General features: G+C 41.3%; 29 protein-coding genes. 7 read left to right on the plus strand and 22 right to left on the minus strand.

The annotated features are described in order from the left end of the window. Positions 1–113: 113 nt before the first annotated feature. Entirely contained in the window at positions 114–722 is a 609-nt protein-coding gene (sodA, locus tag MHI23_RS11660; protein WP_007501264.1) for a superoxide dismutase SodA, read from the minus strand. Positions 723–903: 181 nt separating this feature from the next. Further along, the gene (locus MHI23_RS11665; protein WP_024427974.1) at positions 904–1389 is read right to left on the minus strand and encodes a DUF456 domain-containing protein; all 486 of its coding nucleotides are present in this window, start codon (positions 1387–1389) and stop codon (positions 904–906) included. Positions 1390–1534: 145 nt separating this feature from the next. Between MHI23_RS11665 and MHI23_RS11670 the strand changes: the two genes are divergently transcribed. Then, positions 1535–2293, plus strand: a complete 759-nt coding sequence (locus MHI23_RS11670; RefSeq protein WP_025092961.1) for a DUF1189 domain-containing protein — start codon at positions 1535–1537, stop codon at positions 2291–2293. A 56-nt stretch (positions 2294–2349) separates the two neighbouring features. Here MHI23_RS11670 and MHI23_RS11675 read toward each other — a convergent pair whose 3' ends face one another. Further along, entirely contained in the window at positions 2350–2895 is a 546-nt protein-coding gene (locus MHI23_RS11675; protein WP_056767353.1) for a GNAT family protein, read from the minus strand. A 197-nt stretch (positions 2896–3092) separates the two neighbouring features. On the opposite strand from MHI23_RS11675, the gene MHI23_RS11680 reads away from it, so the two are divergent. Then, a complete protein-coding gene (locus MHI23_RS11680) occupies positions 3093–3395 on the plus strand; it encodes a hypothetical protein (protein WP_056767356.1) in 303 nt (100 codons plus the stop codon). Between the two features lie 105 nt (positions 3396–3500). Further along, positions 3501–4616, plus strand: a complete 1116-nt coding sequence (gene ispG / locus MHI23_RS11685; protein WP_024423001.1) for a flavodoxin-dependent (E)-4-hydroxy-3-methylbut-2-enyl-diphosphate synthase — start codon at positions 3501–3503, stop codon at positions 4614–4616. A gap of 43 nt (positions 4617–4659) precedes the next feature. On the opposite strand, the gene MHI23_RS11690 is transcribed toward ispG, so the two are convergent. Next, positions 4660–5022, minus strand: coding sequence for a DUF308 domain-containing protein (locus MHI23_RS11690; RefSeq protein WP_025092959.1), 363 nt, complete (start codon positions 5020–5022; stop codon positions 4660–4662). A 139-nt stretch (positions 5023–5161) separates the two neighbouring features. Here MHI23_RS11690 and MHI23_RS11695 point away from each other — a divergent pair, with 139 nt between their 5' ends. Next, positions 5162–5740, plus strand: a complete 579-nt coding sequence (locus tag MHI23_RS11695; RefSeq protein ID WP_056767359.1) for a hypothetical protein — start codon at positions 5162–5164, stop codon at positions 5738–5740. 66 nt (positions 5741–5806) lie between these two features. Here MHI23_RS11695 and MHI23_RS11700 read toward each other — a convergent pair whose 3' ends face one another. From MHI23_RS11700 to MHI23_RS11720, 5 genes are all read right to left on the minus strand, one after another. Further along, positions 5807–6724, minus strand: a complete 918-nt coding sequence (locus MHI23_RS11700) for an ROK family protein (RefSeq protein ID WP_342491972.1) — start codon at positions 6722–6724, stop codon at positions 5807–5809. A gap of 119 nt (positions 6725–6843) precedes the next feature. Next, positions 6844–7272 (minus strand): Fur family transcriptional regulator, encoded by a 429-nt coding sequence (locus MHI23_RS11705; RefSeq protein WP_003217433.1) that lies wholly within the window; start codon positions 7270–7272, stop codon positions 6844–6846. Beyond that, positions 7250–8110, minus strand: coding sequence for a metal ABC transporter permease (locus MHI23_RS11710; RefSeq protein ID WP_024427968.1), 861 nt, complete (start codon positions 8108–8110; stop codon positions 7250–7252). The genes MHI23_RS11705 and MHI23_RS11710 overlap by 23 nt, the downstream gene beginning before the upstream one ends. Beyond that, on the minus strand, positions 8110–8886 hold the full coding sequence (locus MHI23_RS11715; RefSeq protein ID WP_024423006.1) for a metal ABC transporter ATP-binding protein: 777 nt from the start codon (positions 8884–8886) through the stop codon (positions 8110–8112). The genes MHI23_RS11710 and MHI23_RS11715 overlap by 1 nt, the downstream gene beginning before the upstream one ends. Before the next feature lie 135 nt (positions 8887–9021). Further along, entirely contained in the window at positions 9022–9903 is an 882-nt protein-coding gene (locus tag MHI23_RS11720; protein ID WP_024427967.1) for a YitT family protein, read from the minus strand. A gap of 140 nt (positions 9904–10043) precedes the next feature. Between MHI23_RS11720 and MHI23_RS11725 the strand changes: the two genes are divergently transcribed. Then, positions 10044–10298, plus strand: a complete 255-nt coding sequence (locus tag MHI23_RS11725) for a DUF2624 domain-containing protein (protein WP_248350804.1) — start codon at positions 10044–10046, stop codon at positions 10296–10298. Positions 10299–10346: 48 nt separating this feature from the next. On the opposite strand, the gene MHI23_RS11730 is transcribed toward MHI23_RS11725, so the two are convergent. Then, positions 10347–11240: a deoxyribonuclease IV gene (locus MHI23_RS11730; protein WP_024427965.1), complete on the minus strand. Its 894-nt coding sequence runs from the start codon at positions 11238–11240 to the stop codon at positions 10347–10349. Positions 11241–11249: 9 nt separating this feature from the next. Next, positions 11250–12569, minus strand: coding sequence for a DEAD/DEAH box helicase (locus MHI23_RS11735; protein ID WP_024423009.1), 1320 nt, complete (start codon positions 12567–12569; stop codon positions 11250–11252). Positions 12570–12724: 155 nt separating this feature from the next. Here MHI23_RS11735 and vrrA point away from each other — a divergent pair, with 155 nt between their 5' ends. Then, positions 12725–13429, plus strand: a complete 705-nt coding sequence (gene vrrA, locus MHI23_RS11740) for a VrrA/YqfQ family protein (protein ID WP_342491973.1) — start codon at positions 12725–12727, stop codon at positions 13427–13429. 157 nt (positions 13430–13586) lie between these two features. After that, positions 13587–14531, plus strand: a complete 945-nt coding sequence (locus MHI23_RS11745; RefSeq protein ID WP_342491974.1) for a 4-hydroxy-3-methylbut-2-enyl diphosphate reductase — start codon at positions 13587–13589, stop codon at positions 14529–14531. A 37-nt stretch (positions 14532–14568) separates the two neighbouring features. Here the strand turns inward: MHI23_RS11745 and MHI23_RS11750 are convergent, their stop codons facing one another. The 11 genes from MHI23_RS11750 to recO form a co-directional block, all read right to left on the minus strand. After that, the gene (locus tag MHI23_RS11750; RefSeq protein WP_125586593.1) at positions 14569–15690 is read right to left on the minus strand and encodes a Nif3-like dinuclear metal center hexameric protein; all 1122 of its coding nucleotides are present in this window, start codon (positions 15688–15690) and stop codon (positions 14569–14571) included. After that, positions 15683–16399, minus strand: a complete 717-nt coding sequence (locus MHI23_RS11755) for a tRNA (adenine(22)-N(1))-methyltransferase TrmK (protein ID WP_024427962.1) — start codon at positions 16397–16399, stop codon at positions 15683–15685. The genes MHI23_RS11750 and MHI23_RS11755 overlap by 8 nt, the downstream gene beginning before the upstream one ends. 120 nt (positions 16400–16519) lie before the next feature. Next, positions 16520–16879 (minus strand): cytochrome c550, encoded by a 360-nt coding sequence (gene cccA, locus MHI23_RS11760; protein WP_024423014.1) that lies wholly within the window; start codon positions 16877–16879, stop codon positions 16520–16522. Positions 16880–17180: 301 nt separating this feature from the next. After that, positions 17181–18302, minus strand: a complete 1122-nt coding sequence (gene rpoD / locus MHI23_RS11765) for an RNA polymerase sigma factor RpoD (RefSeq protein WP_008342392.1) — start codon at positions 18300–18302, stop codon at positions 17181–17183. A gap of 206 nt (positions 18303–18508) precedes the next feature. Then, on the minus strand, positions 18509–20338 hold the full coding sequence (gene dnaG, locus MHI23_RS11770) for a DNA primase (RefSeq protein WP_024423015.1): 1830 nt from the start codon (positions 20336–20338) through the stop codon (positions 18509–18511). A gap of 33 nt (positions 20339–20371) precedes the next feature. Continuing rightward, entirely contained in the window at positions 20372–20872 is a 501-nt protein-coding gene (locus MHI23_RS11775; RefSeq protein WP_024423016.1) for a YaiI/YqxD family protein, read from the minus strand. 261 nt (positions 20873–21133) lie between these two features. Continuing rightward, a complete protein-coding gene (locus tag MHI23_RS11780) occupies positions 21134–21955 on the minus strand; it encodes a pyruvate, water dikinase regulatory protein (RefSeq protein ID WP_008342399.1) in 822 nt (273 codons plus the stop codon). 25 nt (positions 21956–21980) lie between these two features. After that, entirely contained in the window at positions 21981–22619 is a 639-nt protein-coding gene (locus MHI23_RS11785) for a helix-turn-helix transcriptional regulator (RefSeq protein WP_024423017.1), read from the minus strand. Positions 22620–22786: 167 nt separating this feature from the next. Then, positions 22787–24832: a glycine--tRNA ligase subunit beta gene (gene glyS / locus MHI23_RS11790; protein WP_342491975.1), complete on the minus strand. Its 2046-nt coding sequence runs from the start codon at positions 24830–24832 to the stop codon at positions 22787–22789. Beyond that, positions 24825–25712, minus strand: a complete 888-nt coding sequence (glyQ, locus tag MHI23_RS11795) for a glycine--tRNA ligase subunit alpha (RefSeq protein ID WP_012010611.1) — start codon at positions 25710–25712, stop codon at positions 24825–24827. The genes glyS and glyQ overlap by 8 nt, the downstream gene beginning before the upstream one ends. A gap of 329 nt (positions 25713–26041) precedes the next feature. Further along, a complete protein-coding gene (recO, locus tag MHI23_RS11800) occupies positions 26042–26812 on the minus strand; it encodes a DNA repair protein RecO (RefSeq protein WP_024423019.1) in 771 nt (256 codons plus the stop codon). Position 26813 lies beyond the last annotated feature (1 nt).

Genomic DNA, 26813 nt, shown 5'->3' on the forward strand with positions numbered 1-26813 from the left:
TCTCCTTTTCTACACAATAGTCTGTCTCATCAAAAGGCAGATATGTAAAAAAAGGAGGGAAAATATAAAAAGACCTGCTTCTCTAAAGAGCAGGTCTTTTCAAATCAAATGATTTATTTAGCTTCGCTGTAAAGGCGAGCTACTTCATCCCAGTTCACAACATTCCAGAATGCTGAAATGTAATCAGGACGACGGTTTTGGTAGTTTAGGTAGTAAGCATGCTCCCAAACGTCTAGTCCTAGAATTGGCGTTTTTCCTTCAGTTAAAGGAGAATCTTGGTTTGGCGTGCTTGTGATTTCAAGTTTTCCGTTGTTCACAACAAGCCATGCCCAACCAGAACCAAAGCGTCCTGCAGCTGCTGCAGCGAAATCAGATTTGAATTTTTCAAATCCGCCTAATTCTTTTTCGATTGCATCTGCAAGTTCACCAGTTGGTGCGCCGCCACCGTTTGGTGAAAGAAGCGTCCAGAATAATGAGTGGTTCGCATGTCCTCCGCCATTGTTACGTACAGCTGTACGAATGTTTTCAGGCACTGAGTTTAAGTTAGCCACTAGCTCTTCAATTGATTGATCTTCAAGAGCTGATACACCTTCGATTGCTTTGTTTAAGTTTGTTACATATGTGTTGTGGTGTTTTGTGTGGTGAATCGTCATTGTTTCCTTGTCGATATGTGGTTCTAATGCATCGTAAGCATATGGTAATTCTGGAAGTTTAAAAGCCATGGTTAAATTCCTCCTTAAAATGTATGTACTGAAATGCTTCCTCTGTAAGTCAGCAATTCACCCTACTCAAAGAGTATCAAAAGAAACAGCTTGTTTCAACGTTATTGCTCATGTTCTGAAACATTTCAGTGTTTATTTTGTATTTAGCCCTTTTGAAAAAGTTTTAAACACCCTTTTTCACTTAGCGAAGGACATAAAATAAAAAGATCCCCAGCATCAGCGCTTGAATCAATCCTTTTGCAAAAACACCTGATACAAAACCAATTAATGAGCCTAATCCGACTTTCACACTCGTTTTCAGATCTTTTTGATGAACAAGTAGCTCTGCAATGACACTCCCAAGAAATGGACCAATAATAATTCCTGCAATGGGTATCACAAAAGGACCAGCTAATAACCCAATGGTGCTTCCCCAAATAGCTGCCTTGCTGCCGCCAAAGCGCTTTACCCCAATAAGGTTTGAGACATAATCTGCCGCAAATAAGACGGCAGTAAACATGGCTTGAATGAGCCAGAACGTCAGGGTAAGCGGCTCGAAGCTAAAGAAGAAGCCATATAGAATAAATCCGAGAACCATAAAGACCACACTCGGGATAATTGGATAAACCAGTCCAACAAACGCAATGATAAATGCACAGCCAATCAGTATCCAATACAGAATGTCCAAGACCCTGCCGCCTCCTTTTTATATGCTGTATACATTATGCCTCATTCCCTCTATCTTAACCAGTAATGAAGGCCATACTTGTACTTGATGGATAGACATTGATACAATATGAGAAATAGAAAAGAATGTAGGAAGTGAATAGGTATTGAACGTATTTAATCTATTGTTAAAAGGAATTTATTCACCAAAAGATATTGCGAAAGCCCGTTTTACAGGGATCGGTAAAGCCATTTTATTCATTTTTATCCTCTCAATTATCGCAGCAGTTCCTCAGGGGTATCATATGAGCCAAGAGATCTCGAATGCGATGTCAGGATTTCAGCATGTGATCAAAAAAGATTTACCCGACTTTTCAATCGAAAAAGGAAAGCTTCAAGCGGATCAAAGTGAACCAATAGAAAAAGAAGAAAACGGCATCACGATCATCTTTGATCCTGCTGAAAAAATAAAAGCAAGTGAGCTTGAATCAAAGCAAACGGCTATCGCTTTGTTAAAGGAAAAAGCAGTGATTGCCATTGATGGACAAATGACAGATATTCCATACCAGCTCCTTGGTGGAACGCTGACAAAAGATGAACTCGCCCGCGTCACAAATCAGAACCAAGCGATTATCATCCCTGTCATCTGTGTACTGCTATATCTATCAACTGCGGCTCTCATGTTTATCAGCGCAACATTCCTTGCGATGCTTGGTACATTTATTAAACGAATGCAGCAAAAAGAGCTGTCCTTCCAAATGCTTTGGAAGCTCTCTGCTTATTCACTCACATTAACAACGGTCTTTTTCGCCATCATGAGTGCATTAAACACGCCTGTTGCAAACTCATTTTTATTAAATTGGGTCATTAACTTTATCTTTTTATATCTTGTTGTGAAAGAAATTCCTGCAAAAAAAAGCAAATGATCCATCCAACAATGAAAGCTCCCCCGGCTCGGAGGAGCTTTTTATGTATATTCATGCTAGGACTCATCTGGATGGATGATCGCAAACAAATAGTGATCCTCCCACACTCCATTAATCTTTACTTTTTTACGATTTAGTCCCTCATTTTCAAAACCTGTCTTTTCAAGTACACGAATGGAACCTTTATTACTTGGCTTTACTCCAGCCTCAATACGATGGAGATTCAACTCAAAAAAGGCATAGTCAATGATTAAACGAATGGCTTCTGTCATATATCCATTTCCGCCCTGCCTTTGATCGAGTACATACCCAAGCCAAGCACCTTCTATCGGACCTCTTACGACAGAACTTAATGAGATCGTCCCAATTAAAGCATCGGTTTCATTTAAGAAAATACCATGCATGTAAGATTCATCTTGTGCAATTCTTTGCCTACTCCGCTGAATTCGTTCAATTTGACGAGGTAACGTGAAGAAATCATCTTTGACCAAAGGTGTAAATTCCTGAAAATATGAGCGATTCTCAAGCTCTAATGTTAAAAGTGATTCTGCATCATTTTCTGTTAGTGTTCTTACATATATATGCTGACTAACTTTCTTCATTAAATCTCCCCCTTTCTTATTTTATCATAACCGTCATATGAGCTTGCTCTCCTATTTACACCAACGACCCAAGCAGTTTTATTACAAGACATACTAGAACGAACTAGAACCACCCTTTCCAGCTTTTCTCCTCTTTTTGGTTCTATCATTTCAGGACATGCATAGACTGAAGTAAACTCTTAAAAGCGGTGAGTAAAATGCGGCGAATTCTTTTTTTACTAATCAGTTTGTTTGTCCTCTTTATTATCTTTTTTGATTTGAAAAATGGAACCATCCCTGTTGAGGAAAACCCAGCTGTCCCAGCAAGTGCGTTTCAAACAGCTGAGAAAAAGGCTTATAAGAATGTCACTGTTAAACAAGGTGAAACAGTCCTCTCCATCGTACATACAAGCAAGCCACTTGATGATGTCATTAAGGATTTCGAGGAGCTGAATCAAGGTGTTAAAGCGAACGAAATCAGGGCAGGCAGCACGTATAAGTTTCCTGTCTATAAGAGATAAAACGTTAATTCCTTGTCATTCATACAAAGAGACTGTTACAATATGAACTGTAAAACACGACGTACACGGCAAAGAATTGCTTGTACACTAAGGAGCGATTGACAAGTGAGTGAAGTCACACATCGTACTAAAACGCGTCCCGTCAAAGTGGGACCTTTAACTATAGGTGGAAATAATGAGGTTGTCATTCAAAGTATGGCAACAACCAAAACACATGATGTCGAAGCGACAGTCGCTGAAATTAAACGTTTAGAAGAGGCAGGCTGTCAAATCGTGCGTGTCGCATGTCCAGATGAGCGTGCAGCAAATGCAATTGCGGACATTAAAAAACAAATTAACATCCCGCTTGTTGTGGATATTCATTTTGACTACAAGCTTGCACTGAAAGCGATTGAAGCAGGCGCAGACAAAATCCGAATCAATCCAGGAAACATCGGAAGAAGAGAAAAAGTCGAAGCTGTTGTCAAAGCAGCAAAAGAAAAAGGCATTCCAATCCGTATTGGCGTAAACGCTGGTTCATTAGAGAAAAAAATTCTCGATAAATACGGCTATCCAACAGCAGATGGTATGGTCGAAAGTGCACTGCATCACATTAAAATTCTAGAAGACCTAGACTTTCATGACATCATCGTCAGTATGAAAGCATCTGATGTAAACCTTGCAATTGAAGCATACGAAAAAGCGGCTAAAGCCTTTGATTATCCTCTTCACCTTGGGATTACAGAATCAGGTACGTTATTTGCAGGTACAGTCAAAAGTGCAGCTGGACTTGGCGCTATTTTGAATATGGGGATTGGGAACACCCTCCGTATTTCATTAAGTGCTGACCCAGTTGAGGAAGTAAAAGTAGCACGTGAATTGTTGAAATCATTTGGTCTTGCATCAAATGCAGCAACACTGATCTCCTGCCCAACTTGTGGACGAATTGAAATTGACCTCATCAGCATTGCAAATGAAGTCGAAGAATATATTTCTAAAATCAAAGCACCGATTAAAGTAGCAGTTCTCGGCTGCGCTGTTAACGGTCCAGGTGAAGCACGTGAAGCGGACATCGGAATCGCAGGCGCTAGAGGCGAAGGCTTATTGTTCCGTAAAGGTGAAATTGTTCGTAAAGTACCGGAAGAAACAATGGTCGAAGAACTGAAAAAAGAAATCGATAAAATCGCTGAAGAACATTATGCGAAAATGGAAGCTGAAAAAGAAAAACAAGCGAATGCCTAACAAAAAACGCCTGACGTCATAGTCAGGCGTTTTTCTGTTCTTATTAAAAGAACGGGGTGATAAATATGCCTAGGATGACGGAAACAATTCCGATCCCAATTGACCACGCGCCAAGCGCATGTGCTCCTTTTCTTCTTGCAATATAACCAACGACGATTGCCGCTACCCCTAATAGCACCGGCAAGACAAATAATGAGATAATCGCAATCGCGAGTGCTGTATAGCCTATCCCTTTACTGCCTGATTCGTCACCTGCTTGGTCACGTCCTCGTCTATCTTCTCGATCTCTTGAAGCTTGATATGGCTCTGCAATTTCAGCAGCTGTTTCCTCTAAATAGCCATCATCATTACTAAAGTGTGTGTCGATTTCACGATCATTTCTTCTGAAATCCTCGTCTCTTTCCATGATCAATTCCCCCTTTTGGTTAATAGAAAGGAGCTTTTTTAGTATGAGCAAAAATGTCTGTTTCATGATTGCTAAAACTTGCTGGAATTGTGAATTGATTATGTTACACTTTAAGAGTATAAAAATGAGGAGTGTGGGCATGTTACGTTTAGGAATTGATATTGATGGTACAGTGACGGCACAGGACACCTTTGTTCCCTACTTAAATGAGTCGTTCCAATGTGCCATGACACTAGATGATATGACAGAGTATGATTTGACGAAGCTTTTAAAAATTTCTCAAGAAGAATTTTGGGGCTGGATGGATCAGCACGAGCCTCTTATTTATAAACAGGCAAAGCCTGCTGAGGGTGCAAAAGAGATCCTCGACGAAATGAAGCAGCAGCACAGACTGATTTATATTACCGCAAGAAGGCAGCAGCATTCGGATATCACCTACAAGTGGTTTCAAGAACATGATGTGCACTATGATGCTATTGAGCTGGTTGGCGGTCATCATAAGCTGGAAGCCGTTCAAAAGCACAAAATTGATGTATTTTTTGAAGACCATCATGGCAATGCCACAATGATTGCAAAAGAGGCTGACATCCCGGTTATACTTTTTAACTCCCCTTATAACCAGATGCCAATTGACGACAGAATTATACGCGTAAACAACTGGCAGGAAGCATCTAAGTGGATCAAACAATATGAGCAGCATCTGCAAACTGCTTATTAATGTAACTGAGCGAGCACCGAAGCGGAACAAACACGAGGATTTGTCTACACGCTGAAGCCGATACATTTAATGTATCGGCTTTTTTGATGGAGCAAGCTGCCCTTCTTTCATGAGGAAATGGTAAAGTGCCCCCTTCATGCCTGCCTGATTTAAGTAGTAGCAAGTTTCCAGCTTCACCTGAATGTTCTTCCACGCATGCAGTGTATGTAAATGTTTTTCAATATTTTGTAATAAATTTGGTCTTGCACTTACGCCTCCGCCAATGAGGATTTTCTCCGGGTTAAGAACAGTCGCTACATTGTAAACGCCAATGGCTATTCGCTTGTACCATTGATCTACCAGCTTCTCAATGGCCGGATCATGCTTCGCCTTTTCAAAAATTTCTTGACCGTCTATTTGAGTACTTTGCGGTATTCCTTGCTTTTCTTTATAGCTCCGAATTAATCCAGCCGTTGAAGCGCTGCTGTTAAGAGTTGTAAACTGGCCATTTTCCGTCTCTGTCAGCATCATGCCGAATTCACCACCGCGGAAGGATGCACCGCGCACAAGCTGACCATTAGCAAAAATACCTCCGCCGACACCAGTGCCAATTGTCATACAAATAAAGCTGTCACAATCTTTTGCATGCCCGCTGTATTTTTCTGCGAGAGCTGCACAGTTCGCATCATTTTCCACTTCTACACGAATAGACGTTTTCTCTTCTAAAAGTGTTTTTACATTTTGGCCATTTAAGGCGATGATGGCGCCTGCAAATTCTGTATAACCTGATTCACTGTCCACAAAACCTGGAAGACTGATGGCGATACCGCTGACATCCTGCATCCTTTGATATTGCCTGACCACATCCGCCATGGCTTCTAAAAACGGTTCAAGCTGCCGGCAGTTCGTTTCATAGTCACCACTTGTAACAAGCTCCCCAACCTGATCCATTAATCCATGTTTTGTTCTCGTCCCGCCTACATCAAACACGACGTAATAGGCCACTTTTAACCCTCCCTTTACTTTAAAAAGTAGTACCTTGATCTCATTTTAATGAAACAGCCTCCCTTTGTAAAACGTTTTCAAAAGACAAAACAAAAAAGCCAGCTCCATGGCTGACTTTTTCATGAGTGAACTTCCTTCGGTTCGCAAGAAGGACACGTTCCATATATTTCAAATTTATGTCCGCTAATATGATAATCCTCTAAATCGGCGTCGAGCTTGTCCATAGGGCAGGCATCGATCTCTTTTGTTTTCCCGCATGTAAGACAAATAAAGTGGTGGTGATGATGGGAAAATGAACATTTAAAACGGAATAATTTCTCCCCTGACAATTCCGTTGTTTCTAATATTCCAAGGTCTTCATATAGTGACAAGTTTCGATAAATCGTATCAAAGCTGAGACCCGGGTAATCTTCACTTAGTGCCGTCAGCACATTTTTAGCAGTCAAGTATTTATCAGAATCAGAAAACAATTGAAGCATATCTTCACGTTTGCTTGTATATTTGTAGCCTTTTTCCTTTAATAAATCAAGCGCTTCTTGTACGTTCATGTTGATTCCCCCTTCTGAATTTCCCAATACTAATACACCCGATTAAAATCAAGATAGACAGCATCACAATGGTTCCGCCTGGCGCTAAATCAAGATAATAGCTTAAAATCAATCCGGCCAATACAGACAATTCACCAAACAAGATCGAAAGGAAAATCGCCTGTTTGAATCCTTTGGCAATGCGGATACTTGCTGCAACAGGAAGCGTCATGAGCGCCGACACAAGCAGTGTACCGACGATCCGCATCGATGCTGCAATGACAAGTGCAACGACTAAGATAAAAATAAAATGAATCCATTTTGCTGAAATACCAGAAGCCTTTGCATGCTCTTCATCAAAAGAAAGCAGAAACAATTCTTTATATAAAAGCACAACAACTAACACAACAACGAGTGAGATCCCTACAATAAGCCAAAGATCAAGTCTTGAAACCGCACTTACACTTCCGAATAAATAACTAAACAAATCTGTATTAAAGCCATTCGCTAGTGAAATGAAGATGACGGAAATCCCAATACCACCTGATAAGATGATGGGAATGGCAAGCTCCTGATAATGCTTATACACAGAGCGCAGGCGCTCAATAAACAATGAACCGGCAACAGAAAAAGCCATCCCTAAGTAGAGCGGGCTTACCCCTGTCAAAAGACCAAACTTTTTATCAAGAAATAGACTTGCGGCAATGCCGGCAAGTGATACGTGACTGAGGGCATCTGCAATAAGCGAAAGCCTTCTTACGACAATAAATACACCAAGTAAGGGCGCAATAAAACCAATCAGTAACCCTGCGATAAACGCATTTTGTAAAAATTCATAATGAAAAAATGGAAATAGCATTATTCATGTCCCCCATGATGGTGATGATCGTGATGAATCACTTGAATGTCATGCCCGTAAAATTGGGATAGCGCCTGATCATCCATTGAATCAAACGCTTCTGCATCCCCGTGGAAATGCAGTGTCTGATTTAAACAAGCCACATGGGTGACTTTATCAGAAACGGTGCCAACGTCGTGTGTGACGAGAATTAAAGACATTCCTTTTTCTTTGTTCAATGTTTCGAGCAGCTGGTAAAAGCCTTCTACTGTCCGCTGGTCAACCCCAACCGTAGGCTCATCCAAAATGAGCAGCTTCGGCTGACTGACAAGCGCACGGGCAATAAATGCACGCTGCTGCTGGCCGCCAGAAAGCTCACCGATATTTTGATGCTTTAAATCCTGTATGCCAACTGAGCGAATGGCATCTTCCACTTGCCATTTATCCTGTTTGCTCATTCGTTTAAACAAACCAATTTTTGCGGTCAGTCCGCTTGCGACGACCTCATATACAGAAGCAGGGAAACCTGTATTAAAGCTATTCGCCTTTTGAGAAACAAATCCAATTTGATCCCAGTCTCTAAATTTTGAGACAGGCGTGCCAAATAGCTTTAATTCACCCTGCTGCGGTTTAATGAGCCCAAGCAGGCATTTTAATAAGGTTGTTTTACCAGAACCGTTCGGTCCAACAAGTGCTAGGAAGTTTCCTTCCTCTACTGTTAAATGAATGTGATCAATGACATTTCGCTGTCCATACGAGTACGAAATGTCCTTCATTTCAATAATTGGCTTTGCCATGAATCTTTCCACCTTTAATCAATATAAAAAGAATGATTACGATTTATACAACAAAAAGAAAATGGCTTTTGCCATTTTCTCTGTCCATACATACATTTCATTATATAAAAGAAAGATAAAAAAGTAAAATAAAAGCTAATGAATGGCTGTTTTGAACTTACCGCCTTTTGTTTCATGCGTATCCATAATCGTGATAAATGCTTGGTCATCAATTTCAAATACAATGGATTTCAGCTTTGTAATTTCAAGCCTTGTGACAACGGCGTAGATGACATCTTTTTCTTCATCTGTATAGCCGCCTTTTCCTCTCAGCTTTGTCGTTCCCCTGCCGAGTCGATGCAGAATCGCATCTGAAATTTCATCATAATAGTCTGAGACGATAATGACAGCTTTTGTTTCATCAAGCCCTTGAATAACAGCATCAATTGTTTTCATTGCCAAATAATATGTCATGACAGAATACATAGCCTGCTCTGGTCCGAAAACAAAGCCCGCCCAAATAAAAATGAACACATTGACGATCATGACAAACTCACCGACGGAGAAAGGAATTTTTTTCGTCAGAAGAATTCCCAAGATCTCTGTTCCATCCATTGAACCTCCATTACGGATGACAAGTCCAACACCAAATCCAAGTAATAGCCCGCCAAATACAGTGGCTAAGATCGGCTGTGTTGTAAATGCCTCCACATGATGAAGCGAAGATTCAATCACGGCTAAGCTGACAATCCCAATCACAGTGGAAATGAGAAAGGTTTTCCCAATATGCTTGTATCCTGATATCATAAATGGAATATTTAAAATGACAACAATCGTCGCAAAGTTAATAAACGGGTTATCTGTAAAGAGATAATCCAAAATAAGCGAAATGCCGATGATGCCCCCATCAATAATATTGTTTGGCACTAAAAATAATTCAATGCTGACTGCTGCACATGCAGCTCCTACTAGAATCAGAAAAATTCTCAAAATAAAATGAGGCACCGATTCCTTTCTATGCTGTTTACTATTTGCCATACGTTCTCCCTTCTACACATGTTAAATTTTCAATGAACATTTTATCCACTTTACTATTTTATCATTTCACAGAATAAAATAAAATTTTTTGCACATTTTCCGTTTTCGCCCATACATTGTTACAGAGGGGAGGAATGGAATTGATTTTAATTCAAAAAATTGTCCTGCAGCGGCTCAATCAGATCACAGCAAGCGATCTGTTAAGGTATGCGAAACAGTATGGCGTCAGTTTAACGTCTCATCAAGCTGCTGAGGTGGCCAAACTCATGAACGGGAAAAACATCAATATTTTTAATGACTCAGAGCGTAACCGGCTTCTTAAGCAAGTGGAAGCGATTACTTCTAAACAGACAGCACAGACTGTGAATGATTTGTTTAACCAGTTTACAAGTTAAGCAAAAAAGGGCCGCATTTAGCGGCACCTCAACATCTTGCATCCTTTTTTACTGACCCGTAATTTTATCTAGTAAGCCTTCATCAAATTGCTTTTCTTTCAGCATGGCAATTTCGAATTTGTAAGGTGGTTTTTTGTTCTTTTTATCTTCACCTACATAAGGCGTTTCTAGAATTTTCGGCACATCTTGAAGCTGCGGATGATGCACAATATAGCTCAGTGCATCGAAACCAATTTCACCAAAACCGATATTTTCATGTCGGTCTTTTCTTGCGCCTTGCACGTTTTTACTGTCATTAATATGAAGAACTTTGATTCGGTCAATACCAACGATTCGATCAAATTCTTCTAATACACCATCAAAGTCACTCACAATCGGATAACCAGCATCGTGCGTGTGACACGTATCAAAGCAGACAGAAAGAGCTTCGTTATGTGTCACTCCGTCGATAATTTGGGCAAGCTCTTCAAAGCTTCTTCCGCATTCTGATCCTTTTCCCGCCATTGTTTCAAGTGCAATTTGAACCTCTTGACCTTTCACAATGACTTCGTTTAAACCTTCAATGATTTTTTGTATTCCTGCTTCTGCCCCTGCTCCGACATGCGCACCCGGGTGGAGAACAATTTGTCGTGCTCCCAGCGCTTCCGTACGCTCAATCTCAGAGCGAAGGAAGTCTACACCAAGCTCAAATGTCGCTGGATTCACTGTATTTCCAATATTGATAATATACGGAGCATGCACGACGATATCCGTCATGCCATGCTCTTTCATATGCGCTTGTCCAGCTTCAATATTGAGGTCTTCAATTTTTTTACGGCGCGTATTTTGCGGTGCACCTGTATAAATCATAAACGTATTCGAACCATAAGAGGCAGCTTCCTCACTCGCTGCAAGAAGCATATGTTTTCCGCTCATGGATACATGTGAACCAATCTTTAACAATGTTTCCCCCTACTTTCCATTACGCTTTGACTTTCTACGTTCCTGTCTTTTGATTTTATCCATCTCACGTGTCATTTTCTTTTTATATCCAGGTTTGACGGCTTTCGGTTTTCTCACAAGACGTTTTGCTTTTTCTTCAATTTCATTTGGGGCTTTTTTACGTCTTTGACGCTTCAGACGGTCATCTGCATCTCGCCATTCGCCATGAACAATGGTTTTGTTTTCAAACACAACGCCCATTTTCTCAATTTGAATGAGTGCATCCTCATCAGCCAGCTCATAAATGGTCATGGCAATTCCAGATGAACCCGCACGAGCTGTTCTTCCAACGCGGTGCACATAAAAATCAAGATCAGATGGAAGTTCATAGTTAATCACGTGGCTGACGCCTTTAATGTCAATCCCGCGAGCTGCAAGATCAGATGCCACAATATAAGTGAACTCCAAATCTTCAATTTGTTTCATGACTTTTTTACGTTCGCGCGGCGTCAATCCGCCATGGAGCACACCGATTTTCATTCCTTTTTCTTGTAGGAACGATGCGATTTCATCAACAGTTGTTTTTGTATTGGCAAAAATGATCCCTAAATATGGCTGTACATTCGTCACCATTTCATGGAGCAATTTTAATTTATCACGCTGTTTAGACGGAACTAAAATATGCTGAATGTTTTCAGCTGTAATCCGTCTTGGTTCAACATGCGCATACTTTGGATTGTCCATATATTTTTTCAGGAAAGGCTTTAGTTTTTCTGGGATGGTTGCAGAGAACACAAGCATTTGCAGCTGTTCTGGCATTTGTGCACCAATACGGTCCACATCTTCTAAAAATCCCATATCCAGCATTAAATCAGCTTCATCAATAACAAGAGAGGTCGCTTTGTAAACATTCAGCGCCTGCTCATGAATGAGGTCAGCAATACGTCCAGGTGTACCGACCACCAAATGCGGCTGGTTTTTTAGCTTTTGAATTGATTTCTGCTTGTCCGTTCCGCCAATGTAAAGCTTTGCTTTGATCTCTTCTTCTGGAGAAGCATTCTTTAAAATCGTTTGAGCTTCTTTGAAAATTTGATTGGCTAATTCTCTTGTAGGTGCAGTAATCACCACTTGTACCTGTTCTTTGCTTGGATCAATTGAATGAATCAGCGGCAGTAAGTAGGCATGAGTTTTTCCTGTTCCGGTTTGTGACTGGCCAATCACGCTTTCTCCTTTTAAAACAGCAGGGATGATTCTTTTTTGAATATCAGTCGGCTCATAAAAGCCTAGTTCATGAATAGCATCTATAATAAAAGGCTTTAATTCATATGTCGTAAATTTCGTTTCTTTCATGTTTTCACTCCTTAAGGCAGTGCCTTTTTGCTCATCTCCTCATTATAGCTGATTTTCAGTAAAAAAACCATGTCCGCTTTTCCTACAGGAAACCAATTGGTGCTTCCTTGCATAACCTATGAAGAGAAAGAGAATGCAGTAAGGGAGGTACAAGTATGTTAGGGCAAAGGCCTATGGGCGATTTTCAGCCGCGCCGTCCCTCACGCCGGCACCTTGGAAATGGCGGACAGCCCGGAATATTTCAAAGAGGGCAGCAGCCTCCTATCCAACAGCCTTTTCAAGGGCAAGGCAATCCATTTCAGCAAATGATGCCTCGCTCCCCGTCTGTACAGGGAGGCGGTTTACCCGGGATGGGCGGAATTCCAGGAGGTGAGAGCCGTGCACTAGGCGGCGGAGCAGGAATTAAAGGCATGCTCTCTAAATTTCTTCCTGGCGCAGGAGGAGCTGGAGTCTCTGGAGGTGGTGCGGGATTACAAGGAATCCAGAGCTTCACAAATCCTGCGACCCTCTCAAGCATGTTAGGAAATGTTCAAAAAGTGCTCGGGATGGCGCAGCAATTTACGCCAATGATTCAGCAATACGGTCCTTTAGTGAGAAATTTGCCGGCGATGATTAAACTGTACAGCCAGCTTGGCAGTGCGGATGATGATGAAGAAAGTGCAAATGATGCTGATGTAGAATCAACGGAGACTAGCGCGGAAACAGAAGTGCACGAGGAAGAAGCACAAACTGACGAAATAGAAAAAAATAAAGAACCAGAAGACATCCTCGTCAAAAAAACAGCACCTCACACATCATCTGTTCCTGAAGCAAAACCGAAAAAAAGATCTGGCAGCTCTGTTCCAAAACTATATGTCTAGTGATCTTTTAACGGCGAAGTGTTCACTGCGTATAACAATCTTTGATATATACGCTTACTTTGGCTATAATGGAAGCAAGAGAATGATAAAAAGCCGTTTTTTACGGCTTTTTATATTGTTCTTCTCTAGCAGCACTTCCCTACAGGAGGACGAATAAATGAATGTAATTAAAATATCGCCGCGTGGCTATTGCTATGGCGTTGTGGATGCAATGGTCATTGCTAAAAATGCCGCACTTGATAAGAACTTGCCACGCCCAATTTATATATTAGGTATGATTGTGCACAACAAACATGTCACTGATGCCTTCGAAGAAGATGGCATTTACACACTGGACGGTCCAAACCGCTTAGACATTTTAAAGCAGGTTGAAAGTGGAACAGTCATTTTCACAGCTCACGGCGTTTCTCCTGAGGTTCGTCAAATCGCAGAAGAAAAAGGCCTTGTCGCCATTGATGCGACCTGTCCCGATGTAACGAAAACACACGAACTCATTTCAGAGAAAACAGCCGATGGCTATGACATTATTTATATTGGGAAAAAGGGTCATCCTGAGCCAGAAGGAGCTGTCGGAGTAGCCCCTGAAAAGGTACATCTTGTCGAAACAGAAGCTGACATTGAGGCACTCGATTTAACATCAGAAAAACTGCTCATCACGAACCAAACGACGATGTCTCAATGGGATGTCCACGACCTGATGGAGCTGATTAAAGAGAAATACCCTCACGTCGAGTATCATCAAGAAATTTGCCTTGCGACACAGGTGCGTCAGGAAGCTGTATCGCAGCAAGCTGGCCAAGCCGATTTAACCATTGTTGTCGGCGATCCAAAAAGTAATAACTCTAACCGTCTCGCACAAGTGTCAATGGAGATTGCCGGAACGCAGGCTTACCGTATTGGCGACTTAAGTGAACTCAAGCTGGAATGGCTGCAGGGCGTCAAAACCGTTGCCGTTACTGCTGGTGCTTCAACACCAACACCTATTACAAAGGAAGTCATTCGTTTCTTAGAAAACTATGAACCAGATGATGAAACAACTTGGAAGATTGAACGAACCGTTCCTCTTTCTAAAATTTTACCTCGCGTCAAAACAAAGAAATAAGAAAACGTCAGAGCGGATATGCTCTGACGTTTTTTGTTTACATAAATTGAAAAGGGTTTGTGTTCGATTCAGAAACAAAGAGCTGTACGTCATATTTTTTATCCGCACATAGCGATTGAAGCTTCGCCTTTACGCCCTCTTTCATAATCTTTTCAGCATAATGTCCTGGGTCCACAACGTTCAGCCCTAGCATCATGGCATCGTGCGCAACATGGAAATAAAGGTCTCCTGTCACATACACATCTGCACCCATTCTTTTTGCTTGATGGATGTATTTATTTCCGTCTCCGCCAAGCACCGCCACTTTTTTCACAACAGCGTTTTGGTCTCCTACAAAACGAGCACCATTCACATCTAGCTTCGTTTTTACAAATTGTGTGAAATCTCTCAGTGTCATTGGCTCATTTAGCTCTCCAATACGGCCAAGACCTTTTTGAATAGGAGGAAGATCTGTCGTGTGTACACTATAGGCGACTTCTTCATAAGGATGTGCTTTGATCATTTCGCGAATCACTTGTTTTTCTATACTTGCTGGGAAAATGGTTTCAATCCGCACTTCTTTCACAAATTCTAATTGACCCGATTCACCAATAAACGGCTCAGCTTCTTCTGATGGCAAAAAGCTGCCTGTCCCTTCATTTGAAAACGCACAATGGCTGTAGTTGCCAATATGGCCGGCGCCCGCATTTCCTAAAGCTGTCCGGATGGCCTCTTCAAATTCCTCTGGGACATACAGAGCAAGCTGTTTGATTGGATCTTCGTATGTCGGCACTAACACTCTTGTTTCTTCAAGCTCTAAGGCCTCAGCAAGCAGGTCGTTGACTCCGCCATCAGCTACGTCTAAATTCGTATGTGCCACATATACCGCAATATCATGTTTGATGCATTTTTCAATGATCCGTCCAGCCGGCTGATCCGTAGCTACATGTTTTAATGGTCGAAAAATCGGCGGATGGTGAGCAATAATAAGATCCACTTTTCGCTCGATCGCCTCATCTACTACATTCTCTAATACATCCAAGGTGATCATCACATTGGTTACTTTTTTATTTAAAGTCCCAATCTGAAGACCAATTTTATCCCCTTCCATGGCGTATACCTTTGGTGAAAATTGTTCAAACAATTGGATGATTTCATGCCCGTTTACTGTTTTAGCCAACAGTCAAAACCTCCTTTAGCATCTTTATTTTCGCATTCAGCTCTTCAAGACGTTCTTTATTTTCTTCTGTCCGCGCCGCCTGCTGAATTTGACTTTCTATCTTCTCCATATGCTGAAGCTCTTGCATCCACTTGCGCTGGAAAACGTCATTTTGCTCTTTCGCAAGAAACGGGCCAACCAGCATGCCTGCTTCAAGTGACATTCCTTTATAGGCTTTATCTTTATCGCCTTTTTCTGCGATGATGATTTCGTATATTTTGCCGTCCTCTTCTAAAATGACTTCATCTATCAATTCATACCCCTCTTGATAAAGCCATAAACGAATATGGTGGGCATGGATATTCGGCTGAAGAATGAGCCGCTCATGGCCTGCGAGCTTATGCCTTCCTTCATTTAGAATGCTTGCGATGAGTGCCCCGCCCATACCTGCAATCGTCACTGCATTCACTTCGCCTTTTTCAATGACTTCAAGGCCATTTCCTTTTCTGACCGATATCTGTTCATCTAATTCAAGTCTATGTACTTGCTGCTGCGCCGATTGAAGCGGTCCATCGGTAATTTCACCAGCAATGGCTTTCACGGCTTTTTGATGCAGGATCGCATAGCATGGCAAATAGGCATGGTCTGAGCCGATATCAGCGAAGACTGCCTCATCTGGTAAAAAGTATGCGACTTTTTTTAATCGTTTCGATAAATTCATTTCATTCATACGTATCACTACTTTTCTTTAATGTTCATACTTGTCTATCTTATATAAATTATGGACTTTTTAAAAGTCGTTTTCAAATGAAAAAAGCTCTTCTTTTGAAAAAGAGCTTTTTGTGTAAGATTATTTAATTTTAGACACCCATTCCGCCATTTCATCGAGCTTTTCATTTGGAATCAGCCCGCCTGGCATCCCGTTGCCGCCTTCTTGAATTTTCTTCTTGATGTCAGCTACTTCAAGCTTGTCTCCAACACCTTTTAATGCAGGACCTGCGCCGCCTTCATAGTTTTCCCCGTGACAGCTTATGCAGTTCTGCTTATACAATTCTTCCGGCGTTGCATTTGCTGTCTCTTCTTGCTTTTGCTCTTTGCCCCCAGAGGCAATTTTTTCTTCATCTTTCAGCCCCTTCATTGATAAGAAAAAAGTGAGTCCAATACCTAAAATGGCAATCAATAAAAATGGTATAAGTGGATTCCGTTTCATTTCTTTCATCCTCCCCTTTGTGAAAACCCCTTTGAGACTATGCAAACAATTCTAATTCTACTTTAATTTTACAAAAAGTAAACGAATTATGATACAAAACTTTGGTCAAGTTCACAGATTAGACAAAAATGATTCTAGATGAGAAATGAAGTCTTCAGCACATTTAGATGTATTTTTTATACATCTTTTTTCTAAGAACGTTGCAAATTCATTTGTTATTCAGTAAAATATAATCAGATTGAAAAAAGCGTTTTCATTTTTGATAAGAAAGAACGGATCTCTTTCAAGATCCGTCCGGTTTCTACTCTAAGAAGTCTTTTAATCGTTTACTTCTGCTTGGGTGTCTTAATTTACGAAGAGCTTTCGCTTCAATTTGTCTGATACGCTCTCTTGTTACGCCGAACACCTTTCCAACCTCTTCTAACGTGCGAGTTCTTCCGTCGTCTAGTCCGAAACGTAGTCTTAGCACATTTTCTTCACGGTCCGTCAGCGTGTCTAATACATCTTCAAGCTGCTCTTTTAAGAGTTCGTACGCAGCGTGGTCAGATGGAGATGTCGCCTCTTGGTCTTCGATAAAATCACCAAGATGCGAGTCATCTTCTTCACCAATAGGTGTTTCTAAAGATACAGGCTCTTGCGCAATTTTAAGAATCTCTCTTACCTTTTCTGGCGTTAAATCCATGTCTTCAGCAATTTCCTCAGGCGTTGGTTCTCTGCCTAGGTCTTGCAGAAGCTGTCTTTGAACACGGATCAATTTATTAATCGTTTCCACCATATGAACCGGGATCCGGATTGTTCTCGCCTGATCGGCAATCGCACGTGTGATCGCCTGTCTAATCCACCAAGTCGCATATGTTGAGAATTTATATCCTTTGCGGTAATCAAACTTCTCAACAGCCTTCATCAGACCCATGTTTCCTTCTTGAATCAAGTCAAGGAACAGCATACCACGACCGACATAGCGTTTCGCAATGCTGACAACGAGACGAAGGTTCGCTTCCGCTAATCTTCTTTTTGATTCCTCATCGCCCTCTTCGATCTTTTGAGCATACGTAATTTCTTCTTTAGCAGATAACAAATTGACGCGTCCGATTTCTTTTAGGTACATACGAACAGGATCATTGATTTTGACACCTGGTGGTACGCTTAAATCATTCAGGTCAAATTCTTCTTCTGCTTTAGCCAGCTGCTGAACATTTGGGTCTTCTGTCTCTTCGTTTTCACTAATGAGCTCTACACCCTGTTCGCCTAAGTATTCATAGTATTCATCCATTTGGTCTGATTCAATTTCAAAGCTAGACATACGCTCTGCAATTTCTTCGTATGTTAAAACGCCCCGTTTTTTACCCGTTTCAGTGAGCTTATCTCTCACCTGTTCAAAGGTTAATTCAGTTTCGGTTTCGTGGGCTTGTTTATCAGCCATTATGGATCCCTCCTTCCAAAGCTTGCAACGAATTCTAAAGTAACTTGCGATTTACTTCCGCCCTGCTTTTCTCTCTCTATCAAACAGATGACGAAGCAAATAGGAAATAAAATAAATAATGATGAAGGCAAGATGCTTGCGGTCTTATGCTCCTCCCGTAAAGGATTCATTGCCAGCCGTAAGTCCTGTCATTAATAATAGACGTATTACTTCAGCGAACGGTTCAACTGAATAATTTCTTTTGCAAGTGTTGCCGCTTTGAAGAAATCTTTTTGCCTCTCCGCTTCTGCACGTTCTAGTTCTTTTTCCTTTATCATTGACAAATTCCGATGATTCAACACTTTTTTTACATAATCACTTAATTCAGCTTCACTTAGTTCGTCTCCGACTTGAATCATCAATATATCCGTCAACAGCTGATTCATGACATCATCTTCTATCCGGTTCATCAGGTGCTGCGGCGTTGGTTCTTTGCCTTCTTCATACAAGGCATAAATGTACGTTGCCAGCGCCCTGTGCGAATCTATATTAAATTCAATCCCGATTCTGTCAAGTACTTTGCGGATCACGTCATCGCTTTTTAACATATGAGCAAGCAGCATTCGCTCTGCATTTTCATATGCCGGCCGCAGACGCTTTCTTCTCACTTGTGTTGACAGATGTGCACGCCGTTTTTCAAGCCCGTTTTCTTCCTGCGTGCTTTTGGTTTCTTGCCGCTGCTGTTTTTCAAACAGCTCCAGTTGTTCTTTTAATGAATCAAGTGAGATCGAAAACTCCCCAGCAAGCTGTTTCATGTAAATCTCTTGCTCCAAAGAGCCGTTTAACCGGCTGATTTCTCGGAGAACCTGCTTCATATAAGTAAGACGGTCTCCTTCGTCTGATAAGTTTTTTCCTCTTCGGAAAAAATTCATCTTAAACGTCATTAATGTCACACTTGCATCTATGATGTCATTCCTAAATTTCTCGCCGCCATATTTACGAATGTAATCATCTGGATCAAGTCCATCTGGTATCATGGCAACGCGAACTTTACATCCTCTTTTTCCAAGCAAATCTGATGCTTTCATGGTCGCTTCGTATCCGGCCGTATCAGAGTCATAGCAAAGGATGATCTCTTCTACGTTCCGCCTGAGAAGCTTTACGTGCTCTTCTGTAAGAGACGTACCCATTGTTGCAACACTTTCACCGACACCTGATGTAACAGCTGAGATGACGTCTGCGAATCCTTCAAAAAGAACCGCCCGTTCGCGTTTGCGAATATGCATACGTGCGTCATGAAAGTGATAAAGCAGCTTACTTTTATGAAAAAGCGGCGTTTCAGGACTATTCATATATTTAGGCTGCTGATCACCAAGCGATCTTCCGGAAAAAGCGATGACCGTTCCATGATGATCATGAATGGGAAACATGACACGATCTCTAAAGCGGTCAAAAAAGCCTGTGCCGTTTTCACGTTGAATCAAAAGACCAGCCTTCTCCATCATCACAGGATCAAATCCTCGTTTTTCTAAAAACTTGGTCACGAAATCCCAAGAATCAAGAGCATACCCGATCTCAAACTTGGCAATTGTTTCATCCGTAAAGCCTCTGGACCGTAAATAATCGAGTGCGTTTTGACCTTCCTTTGTATTTACCAGCAAATGGTGGTAAAATTTCTTAAGAAGCTCATGGGCCTCAATCATTTTATGATCTGCAGTGTCCTCTTGCTGAGAGGAACTCATCTGAGCATTCGCCACCTGATCAGGCAGATCAATATGGTACTTATCAGCCACATGTGAAACGGCTTCAATAAATGAGTAGCCTTCCATTTGTCTGAGGAACGAAAACACATTGCCTCCTGCACCACAGCCAAAACAATGGAAGATTTGCTTATCTGCTGAAACAGAGAATGAAGGAGTATTTTCACCATGGAATGGACAAAGACCGAAGTAATTTCGACCTTGCTTTCTAAGCTGTACGTATTCTCCAATCACTTCGACAATGTCTGCGTTTTTTTGGATCTGCTCCAAAAGTTCATCTGGTATACGTTTGCTCATCCTAATAACACTCCGTCGTACATTATTCGCCTTTTAATTTAAAAATCCTTCATGATTCGACAGGATTTTTTGTAGTTGCGCCATAAATCGCTTCTTATCCTCTTCTAAAAGCTTTTTGGGACCTTTTCCGTATACACCTTTTCTTCGCTGTTTGCTGGAAACATGCCTGCGTTCCAAATCAAAATCAATTGTTTCGTTTGTGTACATTCGTCCTCTTTCAGACAGAACAATGACCTGTCTCGGAAGCAGTAAGGAGGCAAGACCAATATCTTGGGTGACGACAATATCATGTGCGGCAGCTGAGTTTGCAATGACTAAATCCGCTGCTTCCTTATGTGTATCTACAAACCGCCAATCTTCAAGTGGAGATCTTTTGGTTTGAAAATGCTCATATGAAGCAATGAACGTCACTGGTACTTGAAATTGAGATGCGACAGAAAGGATTTCGTCTTTTACAGGACAAGCATCTGCATCGACATAAATCGTCCTCTCTTTTTTACGTTCATTCAGGTGACTAATTCTCCATCCCTCCACCTTATTCCTGCTTTAGAGAAGCAAAAAGACCATACTTTTCCCCTATAAAGCAATCAACAGTAAAACTCATTTTGTCGAAAAGTTATGTTCAGAATCACTTGACTTCTGCCAATATTAGTTTATTCGTTCTTGACTTAACTTAAACCTAAAATCAATCATTTTATCACAATTTTTTATTATAATACAAATGCAGCAAATATGCCATTGTTTTTGTTTACCCGTTTCCCACCATAGGAAAAACCCAGGAGGAGCATCCTGAGTTTATTCGGAACCTCTTTTGGTCAGCATTTGATGAATGACATTTGCCGTTTCCTCAACTGCTTTATTCGATACATCAACGACTTGACAGTTAATGCGGTCAACCACTTTTTCAAAATACTCTAGTTCCTCTTTAATCCGCTCAATGTTCGCATAAATAGCGCGATCATTTAAACCAAGAGATTTTAAACGCTCTTTGCGAATATGATTTAGTTTGTCTGGACTAATTTTCAAACCGATACATTTCTTCGGATCAACTGAAAATAACTCTTCTGGCGGATCAACTTCAGGTACAATTGGAACGTTCGCTACCTTCAGCCGTTTATGTGCCAAATATTGAGATAATGGTGTCTTAGACGTGCGTGATACACCAATGAGTACAATATCAGCCTTTAGAATACCTCTAGGGTCTCTGCCGTCATCGTATTTCACAGCGAACTCGATGGCTTCTACCTTTTTAAAATAGTCCTCATCTAATTGACGTACACGACCCGGCTCATGTTTCGCTTCATTTCCATATGCCGTCTCCATTTTATCAATGAGCGGACCGATGATGTCATAATAAACGACACCGTTTGCTTCTGCTTCCTCGATTAAGAATTGGCGCATTTCTGGCACAACAAGAGTAAAGCAGACGATCCCATTATCTGCTTTCGCCAGTGAAATGACTTCTTTAATCGTACCAACATCCTCTACATACGGGATTCTTCTGATATTTGAATGGTCTGATGAGCCGCCATCAAATTGGCTAAGTGCCGCTTTGACCACGAGCTCTGCCGTTTCTCCAACTGAATCTGATACCACAAAAATTACGCGATTACTCATAACATCCCCTCGCAGTCTTCTGTCATTAGATTATTTCGTTCTCCGATAAGCTGACAAGTATTTTCGTCATGTTTGTTTTCGTAATTCTTCCGACCACTTCAAAACCTTTATCCGTATCTTTTATCACAGGAAGTGCATCTATTTGCTTTTCAATCAAGTGCTTCGCCACATCCATAATGAAATCTTCCTTGCGGCAAACGGTGATGTTCGGCATTCTTGTCATAATAATATGGACAGGGATAGATGGAAGCTCCTGTTTCCCTATACTTGCACGAAGGAGGTCTTTTCTTGATAACACACCTGTTAAAATAGAGTGATCGTCCACAACGAATAATGTGCCCACATCCTCTAAAAACATCGTACAAATCGCATCATAAACCGAAACATTCTCATGTATCACCACTGGAATGGATTGAAAGTCTTTCACTTGAAGTTTTTTCAGCTTATCTGCGAGAAGCTGCGTGCCTGTTTTTCCTGTGAAAAAGTAGCCGACCCTTGGTCTTGCTTCTAAAAAGCCTGACATTGTTAAAATGGCTAAATCCGGTCTGAGGGTCGCCCTTGTTAAGTTCAGCCGATCGGCGATATGCTCTCCAGTGATCGGACCATTCTCTTTGACAATCTGTAAAATCTGCTCTTGCCGTTTATTTAACTCGATTGTACTCACCACCTTTAAATAGAGAGAGCGAAATCTTTATTTTATGTATATCATTTTCATAACTCATCATATTATAGCGCATCTTTGTCCGAATGAAACAAAAATCCACTCAAAAACCGTGAATTAAATGAGTAAAAAACGATTGCCCTTCGGAAAAGGCAACCGTTCTTAGGTATTTATTTTACAATTAAATTGTTCATATTCGCAAATGATTGAATGACTTTGGCTAGTTTGACCATTTGTGCCAAACGATTTCGCTTCAGTTTCTCATCATCCGCATGAACCATTGTATGATCGAAATAATGAACAATCGGTGTTTTTAACGTATCAAGTGCCTCAAGTGCCAAGCTGTATTGCCCTGCTGCTACATGTTCCTTTACAGCTTTCTCTACTTGCCGATACGCCTCAAACAGCTTTTGCTCATGTTCATTTTCAAACAGTTCAGGCTGAATCTCTGCGTCTTCCCCTTTTTTACTGATTGAAATGACGCGACCCAATGCTTCAGCCGTTTCTTTGAAGCTTTCTTGTTTGACACTCTCTTCAAGAACAGCTGCTTTTTTGACGACTGCATATGGCTCAATATTTTCCACATCCAGCACTGCATCAACAACATCATGGCGGATATGCTCTGCTTGAAGAACATATTTTAAACGATGCGTTAAAAATTCAATCAGAGCAGCTTCATGTTCTGCCTTTACTTGAGCAAGTGCTAACAGCTCTTTAAATGAAATATTCCAATGACGGTCGAGCAGGATTTGAACGATACCGCTCGCTTGTCTTCTAAGTCCATAAGGGTCTTGAGAACCCGTTGGGATCACATCAATTGAGAAGAATGAACAAATAGAATCAAGCTTATCTGCTACTGCCACAATCGCACCAATCAAAGTGGATGGCGCCTCGTCACCAGCAAAGCGCGGCATATAGTGCTCGTTGATGCTTCTTGCTACTTCTTCATGTTCACCAAGAGCTCTTGCATATTTCTCACCCATGATTCCTTGTAATTCTGGGAATTCATAGACCATTTGAGTCACAAGGTCAAACTTCGAAATACTTGCTGCTCTCGCCACACGTTTAGTGGTTTCGTCATCTGCTCCGACATGCGCCGCTAGACGGGTTGCAATGTCTGTCACTCTTTTCAGCTTGTCGCCGATTGTTCCAAGTTTCTCATGGAATACCACTTTATCAAGCTTTTTAATATTGTCTTCAATCACTAGTTTTTCGTCTTCTTTATAGAAGAATGCAGCATCTGATAAACGCGCACGAAGTACTTTTTCATTCCCTCTTGCGACATTTTCCAGCGCCTCACTGTTTCCATTTCTGACTGTAATAAAGTGCGGCAATAATTCCCCTTGCTCATTTTTCACAGGGAAGTAGCGCTGATGCTCTTTCATTGTCGTCACCAATACTTCTTCCGGCAATGCAAGAAACTCTTCTTCAAAGGAACCAGACAGCACAGTTGGATATTCTACAAGGTCGTTCACTTCTTCTAAAAGTTCAGGATCAACAGGAATGACCCAGCCTTTTTCTGTAGATAGCGCATCTAGCTGTTCAGTAATGAATTGTTTTCTTTTCTCTGAGTCTGCAATCACAAATTGATCGCGCAATGTTTGTTCATAGGAAGCAGGTGTGTCAATGCTGGCTGTCGTTCCAAGGAAACGGTGTCCTCTAGTCTCACGGCCGCTTTTCACCCCAGCAATTTCAACAGGTACAATCTCTTTTCCAAATAAACAAACAATCCATTTAATCGGACGGATATAGCGTAAATCCTCGCTTCCCCATCTCATGTTCTTTGGAAAACTTAATGAAGCAGCGATTTCACCTAACGCTGGCAGAAGGTCTTTGACTTGCTTTCCTTCTTGAAATTTTTGGACATGGACATAATCCACTCCTTTGATCTCTTTGAAATAGAGATCATCTGTTGAAGCACCTTGTCCTCTGGCAAAGCCTTCAGCTGCTTTTGTCCAATTGCCTTCAGTATCTTGGGCAATTTTTTTAGCCGGCCCTTTTGCTTCTTCTTTGATGTCTTCTTGTTTTTCTGCGACACCTTTCACAAGTACAGCAAGACGTCTAGGTGAGTTAAATAAAGCAGTCTCTTCAAATGAAATATTTTGCGTTTCAAACCATGCTTTTACTTTTTCACCTAGCTGCTTTGTGCTCTCTGGCATGAAACGAGCCGGCATCTCTTCTAAGCCGATTTCAAGTAATACATCTTGTTTATTCATGAGAAGCCGCCTCCTCTTTTAGCATAGGGAATCCCAGTTTTTCGCGTTCTTCATAATAGGTTTTGGCTACTTTTCTTGCTAACTGACGTACTCTTCCGATATAACCAGTTCGCTCAGTCACAGAAATAGCACCCTTTGCATCGAGTAGGTTAAACGTATGAGAGCATTTGAGGACATAATCGTATGCCGGGTGAACAAGCCCTTTGTCCATTTGGCTATGTGCTTCTTTCTCATAGGTTGTAAATAGCTCAAACAGCATGTCAGTATTAGATGTTTCAAATGTATAAACAGAGTGCTCGTATTCAGCCATTAAGAATAAATCTCTGACCGTAAATCCGTCTGTCCATTCAAGATCGAAGACATTTTCTTTGTCCTGGATGTAAGAAGCAAGACGTTCAATACCGTATGTGATTTCAACAGAAACGGGCTTACATTCTAAGCCGCCGACTTGTTGGAAATACGTGAACTGCGTAATTTCCATCCCATCAAGCCATACTTCCCAGCCCAGTCCTGCACAGCCAAGAGATGGATTTTCCCAGTTGTCTTCCACAAAACGAATATCATGTTTCAGCGGGTCAATGCCAAGTGCCTTCAATGATTCAAGATATAGCTCTTGAATATTGTCAGGTGATGGCTTAATAATCACTTGAAATTGGTGATGCTGATACAATCTATTTGGGTTTTCTCCATATCTGCCATCAGCTGGGCGTCTTGAAGGCTCTACATATGCTACCTTCCACGGCTCTGGGCCAATGCTTCTGAGGAACGTGTATGGACTCATCGTTCCGGCACCTTTTTCTGTGTCATACGCCTGCATTAATACGCAGCCTTCATTTGACCAATGCTTTTGCAGCGTCAAAATCATGTCTTGAATATTCAATGATCGCACCTCCATCTTTTCTAGACCAACCGCTATGTATGGCGGGTGGGATTAGAACCTTGTAAGAGAACACAAAAACTCCCGTCTCTATGCTCGCAAGGTTCTTGCAAACATAGGGACGAGAGTTTTTTCCCGCGGTTCCACCCTATTTGCTGGTGTCGTAGCACCCAGCCGCTTTGTTTTACGTTGCTCAAGAATGCCTTTCATTACGCCTCCATCCTTAGCTCACACCGCCCTAAGGTCGCTTTTATGGATTTTACGTAAGTACTTCTTTCTGTCAATGCAACATATTTTATCTTAGATGATCTTACAAAAAGTCATGGGAGATGTCAACTTTTGTTTTCGTCACCCATTAGCTTTTTCATGGATTCCATCTGATTCATGAATTTTTTTGATTTTAAATACAGGCCGGAATATTCGTCATAGTAGTGATCAAGCACTTGACGAATTTCTTGTTTCGTCTGCTGTTTCACATCAACCTGACCAAGCCTTGATAAATCAAAATAATGAAACAAACGGAGCAGCCTTGCAGCTGCGGGGGATAAGGGCAGTTTATATGGATCTTTCGAAAAACAATTTTGGCAAATGAAGCCGTTATCTCTTATCGAGAAATGGAACTGCCCTTCTTTTTGACCACAGTGGACACATTGATCAAGTTCAGGCTTCATCCCCATCACTGATAACATTTTGACCTCTACGATAAATAAAATAATATCAGCATCTGTGCCTTCGTTGAGATGACGCAGAGATTGAAGCAGAAGCTCAAACAAATAAGGGTTTGGCTTTTTTTCTTCTGTCCCTTTATCCATCAATTCCGTCATATATGCGGCATATGCGGTGAGAAATAAGTCTTCCCGAATGGCCCGCATACTTTCAATCATTTCGCCTTGCTGGAGCGTTCCAAGTCCTGTTGATGATTGGATGAGAAAGGTGCCGTATAAAAACGGCTGGCTTATGGCTGACAGGCGGCTGTTTGATTTTTTAGCGCCTCTGGCCATCACACCAATTTTTCCATGTTCTCTAGTGAGCAGCGTGACAATTTTGTTTGTTTCGCCATAATCTGTTGTTCTAAGGACGATTCCTTCACTTTTAATGAGCATT

This window comes from Bacillus sp. FSL M7-0003 (genome assembly GCF_038628485.1).
Taxonomy (GTDB): Bacteria; Bacillota; Bacilli; order Bacillales; family Bacillaceae; genus Bacillus; species Bacillus safensis.

Coding starts and splice junctions, on each gene's coding strand:
- MHI23_RS11720 (WP_024427967.1), bottom strand. CDS start 9,903: ATGGCAAATAGTAAACAGCATAGAAAGGAATCGGTGCCTCATTTTATT.
- vrrA (WP_342491973.1), top strand. CDS start 12,725: ATGTTAGGGCAAAGGCCTATGGGCGATTTTCAGCCGCGCCGTCCCTCA.
- glyS (WP_342491975.1), bottom strand. CDS start 24,832: ATGAATAAACAAGATGTATTACTTGAAATCGGCTTAGAAGAGATGCCG.
- dnaG (WP_024423015.1), bottom strand. CDS start 20,338: ATGAGCAAACGTATACCAGATGAACTTTTGGAGCAGATCCAAAAAAAC.
- MHI23_RS11755 (WP_024427962.1), bottom strand. CDS start 16,399: ATGAATGAAATGAATTTATCGAAACGATTAAAAAAAGTCGCATACTTT.
- recO (WP_024423019.1), bottom strand. CDS start 26,812: ATGCTCATTAAAAGTGAAGGAATCGTCCTTAGAACAACAGATTATGGC.
- MHI23_RS11745 (WP_342491974.1), top strand. CDS start 13,587: ATGAATGTAATTAAAATATCGCCGCGTGGCTATTGCTATGGCGTTGTG.
- MHI23_RS11780 (WP_008342399.1), bottom strand. CDS start 21,955: ATGAGTAATCGCGTAATTTTTGTGGTATCAGATTCAGTTGGAGAAACG.
- rpoD (WP_008342392.1), bottom strand. CDS start 18,302: ATGGCTGATAAACAAGCCCACGAAACCGAAACTGAATTAACCTTTGAA.
- MHI23_RS11690 (WP_025092959.1), bottom strand. CDS start 5,022: ATGGAAAGAGACGAGGATTTCAGAAGAAATGATCGTGAAATCGACACA.
- MHI23_RS11695 (WP_056767359.1), top strand. CDS start 5,162: ATGTTACGTTTAGGAATTGATATTGATGGTACAGTGACGGCACAGGAC.
- MHI23_RS11680 (WP_056767356.1), top strand. CDS start 3,093: ATGCGGCGAATTCTTTTTTTACTAATCAGTTTGTTTGTCCTCTTTATT.
- MHI23_RS11705 (WP_003217433.1), bottom strand. CDS start 7,272: ATGAACGTACAAGAAGCGCTTGATTTATTAAAGGAAAAAGGCTACAAA.
- sodA (WP_007501264.1), bottom strand. CDS start 722: ATGGCTTTTAAACTTCCAGAATTACCATATGCTTACGATGCATTAGAA.
- cccA (WP_024423014.1), bottom strand. CDS start 16,879: ATGAAACGGAATCCACTTATACCATTTTTATTGATTGCCATTTTAGGT.
- MHI23_RS11710 (WP_024427968.1), bottom strand. CDS start 8,110: ATGCTATTTCCATTTTTTCATTATGAATTTTTACAAAATGCGTTTATC.
- MHI23_RS11735 (WP_024423009.1), bottom strand. CDS start 12,569: ATGAAAGAAACGAAATTTACGACATATGAATTAAAGCCTTTTATTATA.
- MHI23_RS11715 (WP_024423006.1), bottom strand. CDS start 8,886: ATGGCAAAGCCAATTATTGAAATGAAGGACATTTCGTACTCGTATGGA.
- MHI23_RS11675 (WP_056767353.1), bottom strand. CDS start 2,895: ATGAAGAAAGTTAGTCAGCATATATATGTAAGAACACTAACAGAAAAT.